Consider the following 18,297-nt stretch of genomic DNA (forward strand, 5'->3'; position numbering starts at 1 on the left):
CGCCGCACGCCATGGTGATCTCCGGCCGCGTCCCGCTGCTGCTCCTCCTGGGGCTGGTGGCGGTCGTGCTGCGCCCGCAGGCGGGCACGGTCTGGCTCTGGCTGCTCGGGGTGCTGCTGCTGGTCGGTCTCGACCTGGCGCTCACGCCGTCGCCCGCGCTCGCCGCGATCACCCGACGCTCCCCCGGGTCGGTCCGGCTCGGCGACCCGGCGTCCTCCGACCTCGTGGTCGCCGGCACCGGCCGCCGGCTGCACCTGCAGGTCCGTGACGCCTGGCAGCCGTCGGCGGGCGCCCGCGACAACCGGGCCCGGATCCGGCTCGCGCCCGGCGACCGGCGCCGGCTCAGCACGCCCCTCCTCCCCCGCCGCCGCGGCGACCTGCGTGCCGACGGCGTCACGGTCCGCTCCTGGGGCCCGCTGGGCCTGGTCGCGCGGCAACGGACCTACGACGTCCCGGGCGCGGTGCGGGCCCTCCCGCCGTTCGAGTCGCGCAAGCACCTGCCCTCCCGGCTCGCCCGGCTGCGCGAGCTCGACGGCCGCGCGGCGGTACGGGTGCGCGGGCAGGGCACCGAGTTCGACTCGCTGCGCGAGTACGTCCGGGGCGACGACGTCCGCTCCATCGACTGGCGCGCGTCCGCGCGCAGCGCCCACGTCGTCGTCCGCACGTGGCAGCCCGAGCGCGACCGGCGGGTGGTGCTCGTCCTCGACACCTCCCGTACCTCGGCCGGGCGGGTCGCCCGCGCCGCCGGCGAGCCCGAGACCGACGGCATGCCGCGCCTCGACGCGGCGATGGACGCGGCCCTGCTGATCGCCGCCCTCGCCGCGCGGGCCGGCGACCGGATCGACTTCGTGGCCGGCGACCGGCGGATCCGCGCCCGGGAGCGGCTGCACGGCACGCGCGACGTCGCGGCCCGCCTGCAGGACCGGATGGCGGACCTCGACCCGACCCTGGTCGAGGCCGACTGGGACCTGCTCGCCGGCGCCGTCCAGGGCTTCGGCCGGCAGCGCGCTCTCGTCGTCCTGCTCACGGCGCTCGAGCCGGCGGCCGTCGCCGACGGCCTGCTGCCCGTCCTGCCGGTGCTGGTCCGGCACCATCGCGTCGTCATCGCCTCGGTGCGCGACCCGGAGCTGAACCGGCTCGCGGAGCTGGCCGACGACGACGGCACGGCGGGCGTCACGCCGACGGTCGACGACGTCTACGCCGCCGCGGCCGCCGCCCACGAGCTGCAGCGCCGGGCGCGGACCCGGGACATGCTGGTGCGGCTCGGCGTCGACGTGGTCGACGCCGACGCCGGGGAGCTGCCGCCCGCGCTGGCCGACCACTACCTCTCCCTCAAGGCCCAGGGTCTGCTCTAGACGCTGATGTCCAGCCCGGTCGGGCTGGCCGGACCTCAGCACGGGGGAACCGCTCGGACGGGCGCGGCGTCCCAGTGCCATGCACACTCCACCGCGTCGTACCTCCCTCGTCCTCGCCACGATCGTCGCCCTCGTCGGCCTCGTCGGCCTCACCGGCCTCGCCGGCTGCAGCGGCTCGGACGACTCCGGCGGCTCGGGCGGCTCGGGCGACGCCGACGCGGAGGCTCCGGCCGCCGTGCCCGCGGGTGACGACGCGGCCGACGCGGCCGACGCGAACGGCTCGGCCGGGTCGACCGGGTCCGCCGGGTCGGCTCCGGCCGTCATCTCGACCGGGACCGTGTCGCTGGAGGCCGAGGACGTGGCTCGCGCCCGCCTCCGGGTGCGCGCCGTCGCCGACGCCCACCAGGGCACGATCGGCGAGCAGGAGACCACGACCGGGGAGAAGGGCGAGCTGACGACGGCCCGACTGGTCCTGCGCGTGCCGAGCGACCGGTTCGACGACGTGGTGAGCGCGCTCGAGGAGGTCGCGACGCCGACCGGCACCACCACCAACGGCGAGGACGTCACCGCCGAGGTGGTCGACGTGGACGCGCGGATCCGCGCGCAGCGCAAGAGCGTCGCGCGGATCGAGGCGCTGCTCGCCCGGGCCGCGAGCATCGAGCAGATCGTCGCGATCGAGGCCCAGTTGGCGAGCCGCCAGGGCGACCTCGACGCGCTCGAGTCCCGACAGCGCTGGCTGGCCGACCAGACCAGCATGTCCACAGTGAGCGTGTACATCGAGCGCTCGAGCTCGCGCGACGAGCCCGACGAGGACACGGCCGACGGCTTCCTCGGCGGGCTCGCGAAGGGCTGGGACGCCTTCGTGGACGGCCTCGGCACGGTGCTCGTCGTCGTGGGCTTCCTCGTGCCGTGGCTGGCCCTGGTGGCCCTGATCGGGGTCCCGGCCTGGCTGGTCGCCCGCCGACGGCCCCGAGGCCGCGCCGGAGCTGCGTGAGCCCGGATCGCGGCCTCGCGACCGTCGTACCGGAGCGGGATCGCGACGAGCCCGACCCGTGATACTGTTTGTCTACAGTATTACTCGACTTTGAGGCACGGGCAAGGACCGCACGAGCACCCGGACCCCGGCGTCATCGTCCGACGTGGAGGGGCGACACCATGCGCATCGAACAGCTGGAGTACCTGGCGGCCGTCACACAGCACGGCTCGCTGCGCCGGGCCAGCGAGCGCCTCCACCTCTCCCAGCCCGCGCTGAGCGAGGCGCTCACCAAGCTCGAGCGGGAGCTGCGGGTCACCCTGCTCGACCGCCGCCGCTCGGGCGCCCGGATCAGCCGCGAGGGCCGCGAGCTGCTCCCCTACATGTCCGACGTGCTCGCGGCGGTCGAGCGGCTGCGCAACGCGGCCGGTGACCGGCGTACCGATTCCCGGGTGATCCGGGTCGGCACCGTGCACGCCGCCACCTCGACCTTGCTCATCCCGGCGGTCCGCGCGTTCCAGGAGCGCCACCCAGGTACGACGGTCGAGATGCTCACCCTCCAGCAGTCGCAGATCGACGAGGGACTCGCCGAGGCCACCTTGGACCTGGGCCTGGTCAACGTCCTCGACGGTGACGACGCGCCGGTCGGCCTCGACGGGATCGACCTGCTGCACGGCCGCCCGGTCGCCGTACTGCCGGCCGGGCACCCGCTCGCCGCCCGCCCGCAGGTCACCATCGAGGAGCTGCGCCAGGAGCGGTTCGTGATGATGCGACCCGGCTACATCATGCACCGCTACGTCCACCGGGTGTTCGGGCCCGAGGTCCCGCCGGCCGCGCAGAGCACCGACGGCGCCGAGATGGGCAAGGCACTGGTCGCCGGAGGCGCCGGCGTCACCGTGCTGCCGGACTACGCGGTGATCGGCGACCAGCTGCACCGCGTCGGCATGATCGAGGCGCGCCCGATCGCCGGCGACCAGACCTTCCTCACCCTCCAGCTGCGCCAGCGCAAGGCGCTGCAGCAGCCGCTGCCCGTGCGCGATCTGCAGGCGGCGCTGACCGCTCGAGCAGCGGAGTACCGGGCGTCCGGCGCCACGTCCAGCGCCGCCTCCTGAGGTCGGACCTCCTCCTCGGACATGATGGGTGGATGTCCGACCTGCGCATCGCCGTCCTGATCGACGCCGACAACGTCTCGCACCAGTACGCCGGACCGCTGTTGGAGGAGCTGGCGAAGTTCGGCCGGACGACCGTCAAGCGTGCGTACGGCGACTGGTCGGGCGAGAACATGAAGGGCTGGAAGGACAAGCTCAACAAGCACGCGATCTCGCCCGAGCACACCTTCGCCTACACCCGGGGGAAGAACTCGACCGACTCGGCGCTGATCATCGACGCGATGGACCTGCTCTACTCGGGCAACGTCGACGGGTTCGCGATCGTGTCGAGCGACAGCGACTTCACCAGGCTGGCGAGTCGGCTGCGCGAGTCCGGCAAGACCGTCTACGGGGTCGGCCGCGAGCGGACGCCGCGGGCGCTGCAGGAGGCCTGCGACCAGTTCCTCCTCCTGGAGCTGCTCGGCACGGTCGACACGGCGCCCGCGGACGAGCCCGACGAGGCCGAGGAGGCGCCCGACCTGCCCAACCTCCAGAGCCTGCTGACCCGCGCGGTCAACAACGCGGCCGGCGAGGACGGCTGGGCCAACCTGAGCTCGCTCGGGGCCAACCTGCGGCGCCTGTTCAGCGCCTTCGAGCCCAAGCGCTACGGCTTCGACACCCTGCTGCCGCTCGTCGAGGCCCAGCCTTTCCTCGTCGTCGACAAGGAGCGGCAGCGGGTGGGGCTCAAGGGCCAGGTCACGCCGCCGAAGCCGGCCGCGACCAAGGCTCCCACGACGAAGTCTCCGGCCAGGAAGACGGCGAAGAAGGCCGGCGGCTCCTGACCGGCCCGCGCCGTCCGTCGCGACGCTGCCGTCGCGGGGCGGACCCTTCCCCGACTGTGCGCTCGCCGCGTGGAGCGAGCCGCTCAGTCCAGCGGGTAGGACTGCACGAACTCGGTCAGCCGGGCGAGCTGGTCCGGGTCGGCGCTGGGGATGACGCCGTGGCCGAGGTTGAAGATGTGGCCGCGCGCGGACCGGCCGGCCTCGATGATCGACGCCGCGCGCTGGGTCATCAGCTCGGTCGGCGCGAACACCAGCGTCGGGTCGAGGTTGCCCTGCACCGAGCGGTCGCCGACGAGCGGGATCGCGCGCTCCAGCGGCGTGCGCCAGTCGACACCGACCACGTCGGCACCGGCCTCGCCCATCAGGTCGAGCAGGTTCGACGTACCGACGCCGAAGTGGATGCGCGGCACGCCGAGCGCGCCGACCCGCTCCAGGACGCCGGCGGAGTGCGGCTGCACGTAGCGGACGTAGTCGTCGCGGGTCAACGCGCCCGCCCACGAGTCGAACAGCTGCACCGCCGAGGCCCCGGCCGCGACCTGGGTCTCGAGGAAGGCCGCGGAGATGCCCGCGATCTTGCGCATCAGCGCGTCCCACACGTCGGGAGCGCCGAACATCAGCGCCTTGGTCTTCGCGTGCTCCTTCGACGGCCCGCCCTCGACGAGGTAGGAGGCCACGGTGAACGGCGCCCCCGCGAACCCGATGAGCGGCGTGCCGCCGTTGAGGCCGGCGAGCTCGCCCACGAGGCCCTGGACGGCCTGGGTGACGTACGGGATCTGCTCGGGAGTGAGATCGGGGATCGCCTCGACGTCGGCCAGCGTGCGGACCGGCGTCGCGACGACGGGACCGACGCCGGGGACGATGTCGAGGTCGACGCCGACCGCCTTCAGCGGCAGCACGATGTCGGAGAAGAAGATCGCCGCGTCGACGCCGTAGCGACGCACGGGCTGCAGCGTGATCTCGACGATCAGCTCCGGGTCGGCGCAGGCGTCGAGCATGGCGACGCCCTCACGGGCCGCGAGGTACTCGGGGAGCGAGCGGCCCGCCTGCCGCATGAACCACACGGGCGTGTGGGGCACCGCCTCCCCGCGGGCGGCCTTGAGGAGTGCACTGTCAGCAAGTGGGGCGGTCACAGGGTCAGGGTCTCAGGCGAACGGCGTGGGACGCACATCGATCCGCCCCTGTGGTCCTAGGGTGGCCTCATGGTCGCCCGCCAGGAGATGAACCAGGGGTCCGGCGCGGCCGGCACACCCCCCGAGTTCACCGCTGCGGTGGCCGGCCTGCGCGCCGCGTCGTTCCGCCCCGAGGTGTTCTGCGAGGAGATGCCGGCGCCCCAGCGGATCGCGCCGTACGCCGCCGCGCTGTCCGCCGACGTCACGGTGGACGACGAGGAGGTCGCCACCGGACGGCTCGTGCTCCTGCACGATCCCGCCGGCAACGACGCCTGGGAGGGCACCTTCCGCTGCGTCGCCTACTGCCGGGCCGAGATCGACCACGACCTGGCGACCGACCCGCTGCTGACCGACGTCGGGTGGACCTGGCTGACCGACGCGCTCACCTCGCACGGCGCCGAGCACGTCGCCGTCTCCGGCACCGTCACCCGGGTGGCGACCGAGAGCTACGGCACGATGGCCGGCGAGCCGGGCAGTGCCCAGCTGGAGATCCGCGCGTCGTGGACGCCGGTGGACCCCGACGACCTCGCCAGCCACGCCGAGGCGTGGGGCGAGCTGATGTGCACCGCCGGCGGCCTCGAGCCGGTGCCGGACGGGATCGCGGTCATGCCGTCCCGGCGTGGCCAGCGAGGCAGCGGGAGCTGATGACCGACTCACCGACCGAGCAGCCGACCCCGGAGGAGCAGCCGGCCGAGCTGCTGACCCTGGCCGACGGGCTGCCGCCGGTCATCGACACCCCCGCGGCACTCGCCGCCTACTGCGCCGACCTCGCCGCCGGGTCCGGCCCGGTCGCGATCGACGCCGAGCGCGCCTCCGGGTACCGCTACTCCAACCGCGCCTACCTGATCCAGGTCAAGCGGGCCGGCGCCGGGATCGGCCTGATCGACCCGATCCCGTTCGGCGACCTGACGCCGCTCGCCGACGCGATCGGCGACGCCGAGTGGATCCTGCACGCCGCCACCCAGGACCTCCCCTGCCTGGCCGAGGTCGGGCTGCGCCCGGCCGCGCTGTTCGACACCGAGCTCGCCGGCCGGCTGCTGAACTACCCCCGCGTCGGTCTCGCGACACTGGTCGAGACCCTGCTGGACCGCCACCTGCGCAAGGAGCACTCCGCGGTCGACTGGTCGACCCGGCCGCTTCCCGAGCCCTGGCTCGAGTACGCCGCCCTCGACGTCGAGGTGCTCGTCGAGCTGCGCGACCTGCTGGCCGGCCAGCTCGAGGAGGCGGGGAAGGCCGACTGGGCCCGGCAGGAGTTCGAGCACGTCCGCGGGTTCGAGCCGACCGTCCGGGTCGACGCGTGGCGTCGCACGTCGGGCCTGCACAAGGTCCGCGGGCGTCGTACCCTCGGCGCGGTGCGGGCGCTGTGGGAGACGCGCGACCGGATCGCCCGCGAGCGCGACGTCACCCCCGGGCGCCTGATCCCCGACGCGGCGATCATCGCCGCCGCCACCGCGATGCCGACCTCGCGCGCCGCGCTGCTCGGCACCTCCGGGTTCCACGGGCGCGGCGCCGCGCGCCACGCGCGCGAGTGGCTCGCCGCGCTGCAGCAGGCGGCCGACCTCCCCGAGAACGAGCTCCCCTCACGCGTCACCCACGGCGACGGGCCGCCGGCGCCGCGCACCTGGGCCGACAAGGACCCGGTCGCCGCGCGGCGCCTCGAGCTCGCCCGCGCCGCGGTGTCGGCGTTGGCCGAGGAGCACGACGTCCCGCTGGAGAACCTGCTCACCCCCGACAGCCTGCGCCGGGTGATGTGGTCGCCGCCCGCGACCCGCGACGCGGTCGACCTGCTGGAGGCCGTCATCGACCAGCTGCGCGGCCTGGGCGCGCGCAGCTGGCAGATCGGGCTCACCGCGCCGGCGCTGAGCCGCGCGATCCTCGACGCCGAGTCGGCGCCGGCCGCGGGCCGGAAGAAGCGTCAGCCGAGGTCGTCGGACGCCGGGTCCGAGGGCGACGCCGGGTCCGACCCCTCGGGCGGCCCGTCCGGCGGACCGGACGGCGTGTTCGACGGCTCGTAGTCCGGGTCGAGGAGGCTGCGCGACTTCTCGTCGATCGCGCGCAGCGCCTCCTGCAGGTCCGCGATGTCGGGCGTGGTCAGCAACGTCTCGATGTCCGGGTCGATCAGGTCGCGCAGCTCGCGGCCCTGGCTCATCAGCGGCGGCAGGACCACCGAGCGCATCACGTTGGTGAACACCGCGGAGTGCTCCGGCGCCTGGCCGGTCTGGAGGAAGTCCTCGGAGAACGCCACGGTCAGCTTGGCGGGCTGCACGTAGCCGGTCTCGGCGACCCGGGCCAGCGCCTCGTCGCTCACCAGGTAGCTGAGGACGTTGGCCGCGGCCTCGGTGCGCATCGGGCCGTTCGGGGCCAGGCAGAGGCCGTTGAGGTCCGCGATCGTGTGCGCCGAGCCGAGCGACGGCATCGGCATGACGTCGAAGTTGAGGCCCTCGGTGTCCCGCAGCTGCGGGGTCAGGTCCCGGAAGCCGGCGATCATCGCGAGCTTCCCGCGCTCGAACCACTCCAGGGCGGAGCGCTTCTCGAGCTGGGCGGTGCTGAGCGTCAGCCGAGGGTCGCGCAGGAGCTCGAGGGTCTGGCGCAGCGCGTCGGTCGAGCCGTCCTCGCCGAGCGCCAGCCGGGTCGGCGTACCGTCGTCGTCGAAGAGCTGTCCGCCGCCGGAGTAGACGAACGGCGCCAGGCCGCGCAGCGTCGGCTCGACGTAGATGCCGCGCGTGTTGCGCCGTGGCCGGCTGGCGAACTCCGCGGCGGCGCGGAACTCCGCGAAGTTCCAGCCGGTGTTCTCGCCCCGCGGCGTCGGCAGGCCCTCCGCGTCCATCGCCGCGAAGTCGACGAGGTCGGTGTTGTAGTAGATGACCATCGGCGAGGCGGCGTACGGCAGGCACTGGAGGTCGTCGTCCACCGAGAACGCCGACACCGCGTCGCGGGAGAAGTCGTCACCGATCGGGATCTCCCGCTCGAGGACCAGGTCGAGGAGCGGGACGTTGCGCTTCTCCGCGACCGTCTCGGCCAGGTCGCCGCGCGGGATGAGGTACAGGTCGGGCGTGGCCTCGCCGCTGCGGATGGCGTCGCGCATCGCGTCGGCGTCCGGCCAGGACACGACCGACACCCTCGTGTCCTTGCTGCTCGCGTTGTAGGCGTCGACGACGGTCTGGTAGGCCGCGATCTCCTGCTCGCTGCCCCACGCCCCGAACTCGAGCTCGGTCTTCGTCGCCGTCGGCGGCTTCGTCGGGTGCGGGTCCTTCTTCTGCTCGGTGCCGCTCGCCAGGGCGATCATGCCCACGAGGACCGCCACGGCGACCCCGACCACGACCGCACCCGTCCGCCACGTGAACCGACCCACGGCGGCAACCCTACCGGCCGGTCACAGCACCGGTCCGATCGCCCGTCGCGCCGGCACCGTTCTAGGCTGATCGGGTGTCCGAGCACCGGCGTCACCATCGTCCCGCGCCGCGGGAGGCCGCGTTCTTCGACGAGCACGCGCAGGGCACCGACCCGGCGCTGCTGACCGAGGCCGCCGACCGGGCCGCCGCGCTGCTGGTCCGCGGCGCCCACTCCAGCGACGACGCGGGCGTCTCCGAGCGGCTCGTCCACCTCGCCGAGACCGAGGGCATCGAGACCATCGCCGAGGTCTGGTCCCACGCCGCGGCCGACACGCTCGCCGGCTGCCTGTGGCGCCTCTACCTGCTCCGGTCGTGGGTGTACGCCGACCCGGCCGGTGTCGCCCGCCAGTTCGAGGCCGGCCGCGCTCGCGCGGAGTTCGCGCGCGTCGTCGCCGGCGTCGCCGACCCGCCGGGTCCCGACGAGCTGCGCCGGATGGTCGACGAGGTGCTCCGCGGCATCGCCGAGGGTGACTTCGCCGACGTCCTGCTCCGCGCCGCCGCCTTCGCCCGGGTCGTCGCCGCCGGCCGGGCGACCCTGCCCGACGTGCCCGACGCCGACGTCCGCCGTACCCTCGCCCTCGCCGAGCAGCTCGAGGCGGCCGGCCACCTGGAGCTCGCCCACCGCCTGGCGTGATCCGAGGTGCCGGCGTGAGCGCGCCGACATCGGCGACCTTGCGGAAGCAGCCCCGGGCACGACGTAGACTTGGCGAGTCGAGCACGCCGGGTCGCGGCAGCCCCGGGTCCCAACATCAAGCCGCTACGAGCGGCCCTGCGCCGTGAGGCGCTCCCGGTCCGGTGTGCTCGACACTCGGGCTTGTAACTAAGGGTTACAAGGGCGGCGGCCCGCCAGCGGGCCCCGGAGGCGGACATCTCTCGGAACCCTGGCCGAGGGATGCGACTGCGGTTACTGTGTCGAAACTCGTCCGCGCTGCCACGGGAGCCCCCATGACCAGTTCGCACCCCCTCCGTCGGCTCACGCTGCTGTGCATCGGCACCGCGCTCGGCACCGGACTCGCCACCGCCGCGACGGCACCGGGCCTCGCTGCCGGCCCCGGCCACGAGCCGGGCGGCCACACGGCGTCCCCTGGTCACGTGACGGGCGACCCGGCTCATCCCCGCACGCAGCAGCGCAAGAAGGGCCTGCGGGTCGAGCTCCAGCACCCCGCCGAGGCGGCCTCGCTGGTCAAGGTCACCGTCAAGGGGCCCAAGCAGCCCGGTCGGAAGAAGAAGTTCAAGAAGGTCATCACGAGGTCGACGAACCTCAAGCGCCTGGCACCGGGCGTCTACAAGATCAAGGCCGCGCCGATCGAGCTCTTCGATCAGCAGGTCACGCCCCAGGTCAGCAAGAAGAAGGTGCGCGTCAAGCGCAGTGGCAAGCGTCGGGTCGTGTCGGTCGCCTATGCGATGCCGACCTTCTGCGCGACCTCGGGGTCGACGGCGTACGGCTGGGGCGAGGGCGACCACGGGCGCCTCGGCACGGCGGACTCGACCGACCGGCTCGCCCCCGTGGAGATCCCGCGAATCCGCGGTCTCCAGGCGATCACGGGAGGCTCGCGCTCGACGTACGGGCTCTGCGGGGACGGCACCGTGTGGGCCTGGGGCTTCAACCAGAACGGCGAGCTCGGCAACGGCCGCACGGGCGACCGCACCTGGCCGGTGCAGGTCGCCGGCCTGACGGGCGTCACCGCGATCGCCGCCAACCGGGAGTCCGCCTACGCGCTGAGGTCCGACGGTTCCGTGTGGGCCTGGGGATCGGGGCGCTACGGCCAGCTCGGCAATGGGCAGTCGGGTCTCGGGTACCACTCCCGGGTGCCGGTGCGGGTCAACCTGCCGGCGCCGGCGACGGCCATCGCCGCCGGCGGCTACAACGCCTACGCCATCCTCGCCGGTGGCCAGGTCGCCTCCTGGGGCGTCGGCGGCGTGGGCCAGCTCGGCAACGACACCAGCGGGATCGACGCCCCGACGCCGGTCCTCGTCGACTTCATCAACGACGCGACGGCCATCGCCGCGGGTCACGCGACTGCCTATGTACGCCGGGGCGGCACCGGCGAGGTGTGGGCCTGGGGCTACGGCAACCAGGGCGAGATCGGCCACGGGTTGGCCGCGCACCGCGACCAGCCGATCAACGTCCAGCCCGGCTTCGCCGCCGTCGCCATCGGCGCGGGCAGCGCCGCCGGCTTCCGGATCCAGGCCGGGGGCATCGTCTTCAGCTGGGGCTCCGGTCGGTACGGCGACGTCGGGTTCGACAACGGCGGGAGCCCGCAGCTCACGCCCACCGTCAACGTCACCCTGACCCAGGTCAGCCGGATCGTCGGCGGCGAGCACACGGGCTACGCGCTGACGTCCTCCGGGCGGATCTGGGCCTGGGGCGATCACCAGTCCGGGCAGGTCGGCAACGGCGCGCCCAAGACCGGTCCCTCGCACATCACCGACGGCATCCCGACCCCGGTCGAGCTGGGGTTGACCGGGGTCGTGGCGATCGGCGCGGGCTCGGTCAACGGCTACGCCCTGCGCTGACTTCGCGCGCATCCCCCGCTGTTCAATCTGCGCCGGGTCGGCGCTTCCCGCTGTTCAATCCGCGCCGGGTCGGGGCCTGCCGGAGTTCAATCTGCGCCGGGTCGGGGCCTGCCGGAGTTCAATCTGCGCCGGGTCAGAGGGCGTCGAGGGCCTTGCGGATCCGCACGTCCGAGACCGGGCCGTCGGTGCCGAGCTGTTGTGCCCACAGCGAGACCCGGTACTCCTCCAGCATCCAGCGGATCGCGCGCAGGCCGGTGCCGGCGGGGCGGCCGTCCGGAAGGGCGGCGACCCGGGCGAGATAGGCGTCCTGGAGCGGCTGGAGGACGTCCATCCGCTGCCGGTCCTTCATGAGGGCGGCGGGACCGCCCGTCTCGAGCGCGGTCCGACGCTCGCGCATCGCGGCGAGCCAGGTGCGGTAGCGGCGCAGCCGGGCCGCGCCGGCCTCGCCGACGAAGCCGTCGTGCACGAGGCGGCCGAGCTGCCCCTGCAGGTCGGTGAGCGCCGGGAGCAGGGGCAGGTCGGCGCGGCCGGTGAGCAGCCGGTCGACCTCCCGCCAGGTGGCCAGCACGCGCAGGAGCTCGGCGAGGACGTCGCGCACGCCCGCGGCGGCGTGCGGGCGGAGCGCGGCCAGCAGGGCGTCGTACTCCTCCCGGCTGCGCACCGGCGGCCGGGCGTCGACCACGTCGACCACGACGGCGCGCAGGCAGTCGTCGAGGAGCGCGGGCACACCGGAGTACGGCGTGCCGGCGAGCCCGAGCTTCTCCGCGTTGCCGAGCCCCTCGACCACGCCGGCGAGCGGCGCGGAGCCGAGGGCCAGGAGCGCCAGGCGGACGACGCCGAGGCGGTGCCGGGCGTCGCGCTCGTCCTCGGAGCCGAAGACCTGCAGGCCGACGGTGGCGCCCTCGTCGACCAGCCCCGGATAGGCCTCGACCTCGTGGCCGGCGCGGGTCCAGGTGGCGGTGGCGGGGATCGTGTCGAACACCCAGGTGGTCTCGCCGGAGCGGGCGACCCCCGAGTCGGCGGCGACCTCGGCCATCGCCTTGTCGAACTGCGGCTGCAGCGGCGCCTTCAGCTCGGCCAGCGACTTGCCGCGCCCCTGCACCCGGCCGTCCTCGTCGACGACGCGGTAGCTCGGCTTGAGGTGGTCGGGCAGGGCCGCGAGGTCCCAGGCCTCGCGCGGCACGTGCACGCCGGTGGTCGAGCGCAGGTAGCGCTCGAGCGCGGTGAGCAGCGCCTCCTCCCCCGGCGGTACGGCGGCCAGGAACTCGCGCGCCGTGTTGGGGGCCGGCACGAAGCTGACCCGCAGCGCCTTGGGCAGGCTGCGGATGAGCTCGGTGACCAGCTCCTCGCGCAGGCCCGGCACGATCCAGGAGAAGTCGTCGTCGTCGACGCGGTTGAGGGTGGCGACGGGGATGTCGATGGTGAGCCCGTCGTCCTTCGCCCCCGGCTCGAAGTGGTAGCTGATCGGGAAGGTCAGCCCACCGCTGAGCGACCACTGCTCGGGGTAGTCGGCCTCGCGGACCTCGTCGGCGGTGTCGTGGGTGAGCATCGCGGGGTCGAAGGTCAGCAGCTCGGGCTGCTGGCGCCGTGCGTCCTTCCACCACCGGTCGAAGTGGGCGCCGCTCACGATCCCCTCCGGCACCCGGGCGTCGTAGAAGTCGAAGAGGGTGTGCTCGTCGACGACGAGGTCGCGCCGGCGAGCACGGTGCTCGAGCTCCTCGGCCTCCGCGAGGAGCTTGCGGTTCTGCTGGAAGAACCGGTGTCGGGTGTCCCACTCGCCGTAGACCAGCGCGTGCCGGATGAAGATCTCGCGGGAGAGCTCGGGGTCGACCTTGCCGTAGGACACCGGTCGGTCGGCGACCAGGGGTACGCCGTAGAGAGTCACTCGCTCGCGAGCCATCACGGCCTGCCGTTTGCGGGACCACGCCGGCTCGGAGTAGGTCCGCTTCACCAGGTGCGCGCCGAGCCGCTCGGCCCAGCGCGGGTCGATGGCGGCGTTCTGGCGGGCCCACAGCCGCCCGGTCTCGACGAGCTCGCCCGCCATGACGAAGGGCGGGTTCTTCCGCGCGAGACCGGAGCCGGGGAAGATCGCGAACCGGGCACCGCGGGCGCCGAGGTACTCCCGTGGGCCGGGACGCCGGCCGTCCTTGCGCGCGCCCGGCCCGGGCCTGTCCCGCTTCTCGCGCTCCTCCAGCACCCCGATGTGCGAGAGCAGCCCGGACAGCAGCGCCTGGTGGATGCCGTCGGCGTCCGGGGTGTCGCTCGGCGCCTCGAGGCGCACCCCCATCTCCTTGGTCACCTGCCGCAGCTGGGCGACGAACTCCTGCCACTCGCGCACCCGCAGGTAGTTGAGGTACTCGCGCTTGCACATCCGCCGGAACGCGCTGCCCGACAGCTCCTTCTGCTGCTGGCGCAGGTGGCTCATCAGGTTGAGGAGGGTGAGGAAGTCCGAGCCCTCGGCCTTGAACCGGGCGTGCAGCTGGTCGGCCTGGGCGCGCTCGGTGGGATGGTCGGCGCCGGGCCGCTCGCGCGGGTCCTGGAGCGAGAGCGCGGCGACGATGACGAGGACGTCGCGCACGCAGCCGAGCCGCTCGGCCTCCAGCAGCATCCGCCCCAGCCGCGGGTCGATCGGGAGCCGGGACAGCCGCCGGCCGGTCTTGGTCAGCTCGCCCGTCGCAGAGACCGCGCCGAGCTCCTCGAGGAGCTGGGTGCCGGCCTGCACGTTGCGGCGGTCGGGCGGCTCGACGAACGGGAACCGCTCGATGTCGCCTAGTCCGAGGGAGGTCATCTGGAGGATGACCGACGCGAGGTTCGTCCGCAGGATCTCGGGATCGGTGAACTCGGGGCGAGCCTCGAAGTCCTCCTCGGAGTAGAGCCGGATCGCGATGCCCGCGGCCACCCGGCCGCAGCGCCCGGAGCGCTGGTTGGCCGACGCCTGGCTGATCGGCTCGATGGGCAGGCGCTGGACCTTGGTGCGCGCGGAGTAGCGCGAGATGCGCGCCACGCCGGTGTCGATGACGTACCGGATGCCCGGCACCGTCAGCGACGTCTCGGCGACGTTGGTCGCGAGCACGACGCGACGCCGGGAGCCCCGGGCCGGCGCGAAGACCCGGTGCTGCTCGGCGGCGGAGAGCCGCGAGAAGAGCGGCAGTACGTCGACCCCGCGGATGCCTTCGCCCAGGGGAGCCAACGCCTCGGCCGTGTCGCGGATCTCGCGCTCCCCGGGGAGGAAGACCAGGATGTCGCCCGGCCCCTCGGCCGAGAGCTCCTTGACGGCATCGACGATCGCCTCGGTCTGGTCCCTGACGATGGGCTCGCCCTCGTCGTCGTCCTCGGGCAGGTCCATCAACGGCCGGTAGCGCACCTCGACCGGGTAGGTCCGCCCCGACACCTCGATGATCGGCGCCGGCTCCCCCGTGCGGACGTCGGCGAAGTGCTCGGCGAACCGCTCGGGGTCGATCGTCGCCGAGGTGATGACGAGCTTGAGGTCGGGGCGCCTCGGCAGCAGCTGGCGCAGGTAGCCGAGCAGGAAGTCGATGTTGAGGCTGCGCTCGTGGGCCTCGTCGATGATGATCGTGTCGTAGCGGCGCAGCAGCCGGTCGCGCTGCAGCTCCGCGAGCAGGATGCCGTCGGTCATCAGCTTGATCCGGCTCTGCTTCGACGTCTTGTCGGTGAACCGGACCTGGTAGCCGACCAGGTCGCCGAGGTCGGTGCCCAGCTCCTCGGCGATCCGCTCGGCGACGGAGCGGGCGGCGATCCGGCGCGGCTGGGTGTGGCCGATCATCCGCGGCCGCCCGTCCTCCCCCGGCGCGCCACGCCCCAGCTCCAGGCAGATCTTGGGCAGCTGGGTGGTCTTGCCGGAGCCGGTCTCGCCCGCGACGATCACGACCTGGTGGTCGCGGATCGCGGCGGCGATGTCGTCGCGTCGGGCACTGACCGGCAGGTCCGGCGGGTAGGTGATGTCCACAGCAGGGCCATTGTCCCATCACCACCCCCGCCGGATCGACCGGGATTCGGCGGTCAGTCGCCCAGGCGCAGCCCGGCCGGGTCGGGGTTGGGGTCGCGGAACGCCAGCGTGGCCGGGAACGCGTCCGCGGTGGTGAAGGACAGCACCGCGATGCCCTGCGGGAACTCCGCGATCACCTGCGAGGTGGCGCCGGCGGAGGCGACCTTGGCCCGCGACGCGTCGGCGACGTCGACGTCACGGCAGTCCCAGCCGGCGGCGCACCGGTCGGCGCCGGCCTCCTGCCAGCTGTCCGGGGTGCCGATCGACAGGTGCATCGTCTGTCCGCCGCCGAGGTCGTCGTCGAGCACCTCGGACATGGCGAGCATCTGGGCGAGGGTCACCCCGGCGTCGCCCGGTGCCCGGGCGAGGTCCGGGGCCTTCGCCGCGACCGCGTCCCGGGGCGCGGAGCGCGGAGCCTGCGGGGCCTGCGGCTGCACGGGGGGAGCCACCTGGGCCGCGGGGCCGGGCGCGGGCGCGGCGGCCTGCTGGCCCCCGGGTACTCCGAGCGCGAGGCCGGTCACCGCGGCGACCGCGAGCGTGGTGCCGCCGGCACCGGCCCGGGCCAGACGGCGCCGCCGCAGCCGGCCGCGCCCCCGTCGTACGTCGTCGGCGGTGGGCACCGCGGGCACGGGTGCGGCGTCGGTGAGATGCGCGAGGCGCGCGGCGAGATCGGTGTCGATCAGGTCGGTCATGAGGTCTCCTTGGTCAGGTCGTCGGCCAGCGCCGCGCGGAGGGCGGCGAGGGCGGCGGAGGTCTGGCTCTTCACGGTTCCGGTGCTGACGTCGAGGTCCGCGGCGGTCTCCTCGACGCTCAGTCCCCACCAGTGGCGCAGCACCACGACGCGACGCTGGCCGGGCGGCAGGGCACGCAGCGCCGTCCACAGCGCGTCGTGCTCCTCGACCGCGGTGGCCGCGACGGGGACCTCCGGCAGCCCCTCGCCCGCGGAGGCCTCCCGCCGCCACGGCCGGCGACCCTCGTCGAGATGCGCGTTCACGACGGCACGGCGCACGTAGGCGTCCACCGAGTCCGCCCGGCGCACGCGCGGCCACGCGACGTAGAGCCGCGTGAGGGCCGCCTGGACGATGTCCTCGGCCTGGTGGGGGTCGCCGCACAGCAGCCAGGCCGCGCGGAACAACCGCGGCCGCCGCTCGGCGACATACGCCGCGAACTCCTCGTCCCGCATACTGCTCACCCTGCTCCTCTCCGTCCGGCTCTGTTGCCTGGTTGACGGAACGGATCGCGGATCGGTTGGGCGGCGGCGCGACCCTCTTCTCTAGACGAGGCGCTCGACGTTGCGGATCAGCGCCTCGCTGGAGTGCTTGACCGCGACCCCCACGACGGGCTTGACGGCGCCGGCGATCGCCTTGCCGGCCGGGCCGCCGGGCAGGGTGAAGCTGATCCACGCGTCCACCCGGGTGCGGCCGTCGCCGAGATCGGTGAAGCTCCAGCGCTGGGTCGTCTCGATGCCCTTGACGGACGTGAGCTCGAGCAGGCGGTCCTGCTCCCAGGCGGTGCACACGATCCGCGCCTTGAGCGGTACGCCGACCTTCATCACGCCGTCGTACTGGGCGCCGACGCCGTGCAGCTGCTCGGTGACCGGCTCGATCCGGCTCAGGCCGTACATCCAGTCCTTGGTGGTGGTGAAGTCGTCGACGTACGCGAACACCGTGCCGATCGGCGCCGCGATCTCGACGCTCTGCTCCACCACCTGGCTCACGGCTGAAGTGTGACACGCCGTCGCGGGTTCTCGCGGGTACGCCGGCCGCTCAGTCTCGATCCGTGGCTCAGCGTGGCGGCGGCAGCGCGTCGGTCGACTCGAGCTGCCCCATGCCGGTGACCATGAGCAGGTCGGCGACGATCGCCCGCAGCTGGGACAGGATCGCCTCGACCGCGAGAACGCCGCTGCGCTCCACCTGTCCGGTCGCCGCGCCGACGGCGAGGATGTCGTCGCGCGCGGCGATCGCGATCCGGTTGGCCTTGAGCTCGTCGGCGACCGCGTCGGCGGCGGCGGCGAGGTCGGCCGCGAGCCGCGCGTAGGACGGCGGCACCGGCAGCCGGCGGTAGGCCGTGATCGACGTCTGCCGGACCAGCACCCGGGTGCTGCGCAGCGCACGGTCCAGCGGGTCGACCAGCTCGACCATCCGGCGCAGCGGCTCGCGGTGGCGGACCCGGAACGGCGAGGAGTTCACCACCGACATCCCCTCCTCCGCGGCGGCCTGCAGCTCGCGGATGAGCCGGTCGGTCCGGCGGGCGTCGGCGAGGAGCTCGAGGGCGTGCGTGACCTCCCCGTCGACCATGACGTCGGACGCGGCGCGCAGCAGCTCGGCGATCTTGCGGGCGACCGCCGCCGCCTGCTCCCGGGGCCGCCGCAACGGCGCCGCCGGGACCACCATCGCGGCGACCAGCGCCACGCAACCGCCCACCACCGCGTCGGTCCAGCGCAGGAACGCGCCGCCGGCACCCGGCAGCAGCACGGTGACGACGATCGACTGCACCGCGGCCTGGGAGACGAACATGATCCCGGCGTCGAGCAGCAGCGCCATCGACATCGAGAGGAACACGATCAGTGCCAGCTGCCAGGCACCCGAGCCGATGCCGGCGACGAGGACGTCGGCCATGAAGACGCCGATGGCGACGCCGAGCATGACCTCGATGACGCGCCGCAGGCGCTGGCCGTAGGACGTGCCCAGGCACAGCACCGCGGCGATCGGCGCGAAGAACGGCAGGTCGTGGCCGAGCAGGTCGTGGGCGACGAACCAGGCCAGTCCGGCCGCGATCGAGCACTGCGCGACCACCCACAGCTTGTCGCGCCAGCGGTCGATGCGGCCGCGCAGGGAGAGCCGGCTGCGCGACCACATCCGGTCCAGGACCCCGTCGTTCACCGCCTCCACAAGGGAGACCCTAGATGAGTAACTCCAAGGGCTCGCACGCTGCGCGACGCTCACCACGCACGCT

Annotated in this window: 15 protein-coding genes; 8 read left to right on the plus strand and 7 right to left on the minus strand. The window is 73.8% G+C overall.

Going from position 1 to position 18,297, the window contains the following annotated elements; translation table 11 throughout:
- Positions 1 to 11: 11 nt before the first annotated feature.
- The 4 genes from ACPZVR_RS14005 to ACPZVR_RS14020 all read left to right on the plus strand — a co-directional run bounded on the left by ACPZVR_RS14005 (position 12) and on the right by ACPZVR_RS14020 (position 4,258).
- Positions 12 to 1,355 (plus strand): DUF58 domain-containing protein, encoded by a 1,344-nt coding sequence (locus tag ACPZVR_RS14005; RefSeq protein WP_436700201.1) that lies wholly within the window; start codon positions 12 to 14, stop codon positions 1,353 to 1,355.
- Positions 1,356 to 1,434: 79 nt separating this feature from the next.
- On the plus strand, positions 1,435 to 2,349 hold the full coding sequence (locus tag ACPZVR_RS14010) for a DUF4349 domain-containing protein (RefSeq protein ID WP_436700202.1): 915 nt from the start codon (positions 1,435 to 1,437) through the stop codon (positions 2,347 to 2,349).
- A gap of 161 nt (positions 2,350 to 2,510) precedes the next feature.
- On the plus strand, positions 2,511 to 3,440 hold the full coding sequence (locus ACPZVR_RS14015; protein ID WP_436700203.1) for a LysR family transcriptional regulator: 930 nt from the start codon (positions 2,511 to 2,513) through the stop codon (positions 3,438 to 3,440).
- Positions 3,441 to 3,472: 32 nt separating this feature from the next.
- Complete coding sequence (locus ACPZVR_RS14020) at positions 3,473 to 4,258, plus strand: NYN domain-containing protein (RefSeq protein ID WP_436700204.1); 786 nt, start codon at positions 3,473 to 3,475, stop codon at positions 4,256 to 4,258.
- 83 nt (positions 4,259 to 4,341) lie between these two features.
- Here ACPZVR_RS14020 and hemE read toward each other — a convergent pair whose 3' ends face one another.
- Positions 4,342 to 5,388: a uroporphyrinogen decarboxylase gene (hemE, locus tag ACPZVR_RS14025; RefSeq protein WP_436700205.1), complete on the minus strand. Its 1,047-nt coding sequence runs from the start codon at positions 5,386 to 5,388 to the stop codon at positions 4,342 to 4,344.
- A 69-nt stretch (positions 5,389 to 5,457) separates the two neighbouring features.
- Here hemE and ACPZVR_RS14030 point away from each other — a divergent pair, with 69 nt between their 5' ends.
- Both ACPZVR_RS14030 and ACPZVR_RS14035 read left to right on the plus strand, forming a co-directional pair.
- Positions 5,458 to 6,072, plus strand: coding sequence for a DUF3000 domain-containing protein (locus ACPZVR_RS14030; RefSeq protein WP_436700206.1), 615 nt, complete (start codon positions 5,458 to 5,460; stop codon positions 6,070 to 6,072).
- Positions 6,072 to 7,442: a ribonuclease D gene (locus tag ACPZVR_RS14035; RefSeq protein ID WP_436700207.1), complete on the plus strand. Its 1,371-nt coding sequence runs from the start codon at positions 6,072 to 6,074 to the stop codon at positions 7,440 to 7,442. Before ACPZVR_RS14030 ends, ACPZVR_RS14035 begins: the two co-directional genes overlap by 1 nt.
- On the opposite strand, the gene ACPZVR_RS14040 is transcribed toward ACPZVR_RS14035, so the two are convergent.
- Positions 7,343 to 8,779, minus strand: coding sequence for an extracellular solute-binding protein (locus tag ACPZVR_RS14040; RefSeq protein WP_436700208.1), 1,437 nt, complete (start codon positions 8,777 to 8,779; stop codon positions 7,343 to 7,345). The genes ACPZVR_RS14035 and ACPZVR_RS14040 overlap by 100 nt on opposite strands.
- Before the next feature lie 74 nt (positions 8,780 to 8,853).
- Here ACPZVR_RS14040 and ACPZVR_RS14045 point away from each other — a divergent pair, with 74 nt between their 5' ends.
- On the plus strand, positions 8,854 to 9,453 hold the full coding sequence (locus tag ACPZVR_RS14045) for a hypothetical protein (RefSeq protein WP_436700209.1): 600 nt from the start codon (positions 8,854 to 8,856) through the stop codon (positions 9,451 to 9,453).
- Positions 9,454 to 9,764: 311 nt separating this feature from the next.
- Positions 9,765 to 11,336: an RCC1 domain-containing protein gene (locus tag ACPZVR_RS14050; RefSeq protein WP_436700210.1), complete on the plus strand. Its 1,572-nt coding sequence runs from the start codon at positions 9,765 to 9,767 to the stop codon at positions 11,334 to 11,336.
- A 133-nt stretch (positions 11,337 to 11,469) separates the two neighbouring features.
- Here the strand turns inward: ACPZVR_RS14050 and hrpA are convergent, their stop codons facing one another.
- From hrpA to ACPZVR_RS14075, 5 genes are all read right to left on the minus strand, one after another.
- Positions 11,470 to 15,303 (minus strand): ATP-dependent RNA helicase HrpA, encoded by a 3,834-nt coding sequence (gene hrpA / locus ACPZVR_RS14055; protein WP_436700211.1) that lies wholly within the window; start codon positions 15,301 to 15,303, stop codon positions 11,470 to 11,472.
- A 53-nt stretch (positions 15,304 to 15,356) separates the two neighbouring features.
- Positions 15,357 to 16,034 carry a hypothetical protein gene (locus tag ACPZVR_RS14060; RefSeq protein WP_436700212.1) on the minus strand — a complete coding sequence of 226 codons (678 nt, stop codon included), beginning with the start codon at positions 16,032 to 16,034 and terminating at the stop codon, positions 15,357 to 15,359.
- Complete coding sequence (locus ACPZVR_RS14065) at positions 16,031 to 16,525, minus strand: SigE family RNA polymerase sigma factor (protein ID WP_436700296.1); 495 nt, start codon at positions 16,523 to 16,525, stop codon at positions 16,031 to 16,033. The genes ACPZVR_RS14060 and ACPZVR_RS14065 overlap by 4 nt, the downstream gene beginning before the upstream one ends.
- A gap of 90 nt (positions 16,526 to 16,615) precedes the next feature.
- Positions 16,616 to 17,059 carry an SRPBCC family protein gene (locus tag ACPZVR_RS14070; protein WP_436700213.1) on the minus strand — a complete coding sequence of 148 codons (444 nt, stop codon included), beginning with the start codon at positions 17,057 to 17,059 and terminating at the stop codon, positions 16,616 to 16,618.
- A 67-nt stretch (positions 17,060 to 17,126) separates the two neighbouring features.
- The gene (locus tag ACPZVR_RS14075) at positions 17,127 to 18,233 is read right to left on the minus strand and encodes an FUSC family protein (RefSeq protein WP_436700214.1); all 1,107 of its coding nucleotides are present in this window, start codon (positions 18,231 to 18,233) and stop codon (positions 17,127 to 17,129) included.
- Positions 18,234 to 18,297 lie beyond the last annotated feature (64 nt).

Source organism: Nocardioides segetis (assembly GCF_051390595.1).
Classification (GTDB): Bacteria; Actinomycetota; Actinomycetes; order Propionibacteriales; family Nocardioidaceae; genus Nocardioides.

What these genes read in the sequence shown, in the direction of transcription:
- ACPZVR_RS14005 (WP_436700201.1), top strand. Translation starts at nt 12, where the DNA reads ATGGTGATCTCCGGCCGCGTCCCGCTGCTGCTCCTCCTGGGGCTGGTG.
- ACPZVR_RS14010 (WP_436700202.1), top strand. Translation starts at nt 1,435, where the DNA reads ATGCACACTCCACCGCGTCGTACCTCCCTCGTCCTCGCCACGATCGTC.
- ACPZVR_RS14015 (WP_436700203.1), top strand. Translation starts at nt 2,511, where the DNA reads ATGCGCATCGAACAGCTGGAGTACCTGGCGGCCGTCACACAGCACGGC.
- ACPZVR_RS14020 (WP_436700204.1), top strand. Translation starts at nt 3,473, where the DNA reads ATGTCCGACCTGCGCATCGCCGTCCTGATCGACGCCGACAACGTCTCG.
- ACPZVR_RS14030 (WP_436700206.1), top strand. Translation starts at nt 5,458, where the DNA reads ATGGTCGCCCGCCAGGAGATGAACCAGGGGTCCGGCGCGGCCGGCACA.
- ACPZVR_RS14035 (WP_436700207.1), top strand. Translation starts at nt 6,072, where the DNA reads ATGACCGACTCACCGACCGAGCAGCCGACCCCGGAGGAGCAGCCGGCC.
- ACPZVR_RS14050 (WP_436700210.1), top strand. Translation starts at nt 9,765, where the DNA reads ATGACCAGTTCGCACCCCCTCCGTCGGCTCACGCTGCTGTGCATCGGC.
- ACPZVR_RS14060 (WP_436700212.1), bottom strand. Translation starts at nt 16,034, where the DNA reads ATGACCGACCTGATCGACACCGATCTCGCCGCGCGCCTCGCGCATCTC.
- ACPZVR_RS14065 (WP_436700296.1), bottom strand. Translation starts at nt 16,525, where the DNA reads ATGCGGGACGAGGAGTTCGCGGCGTATGTCGCCGAGCGGCGGCCGCGG.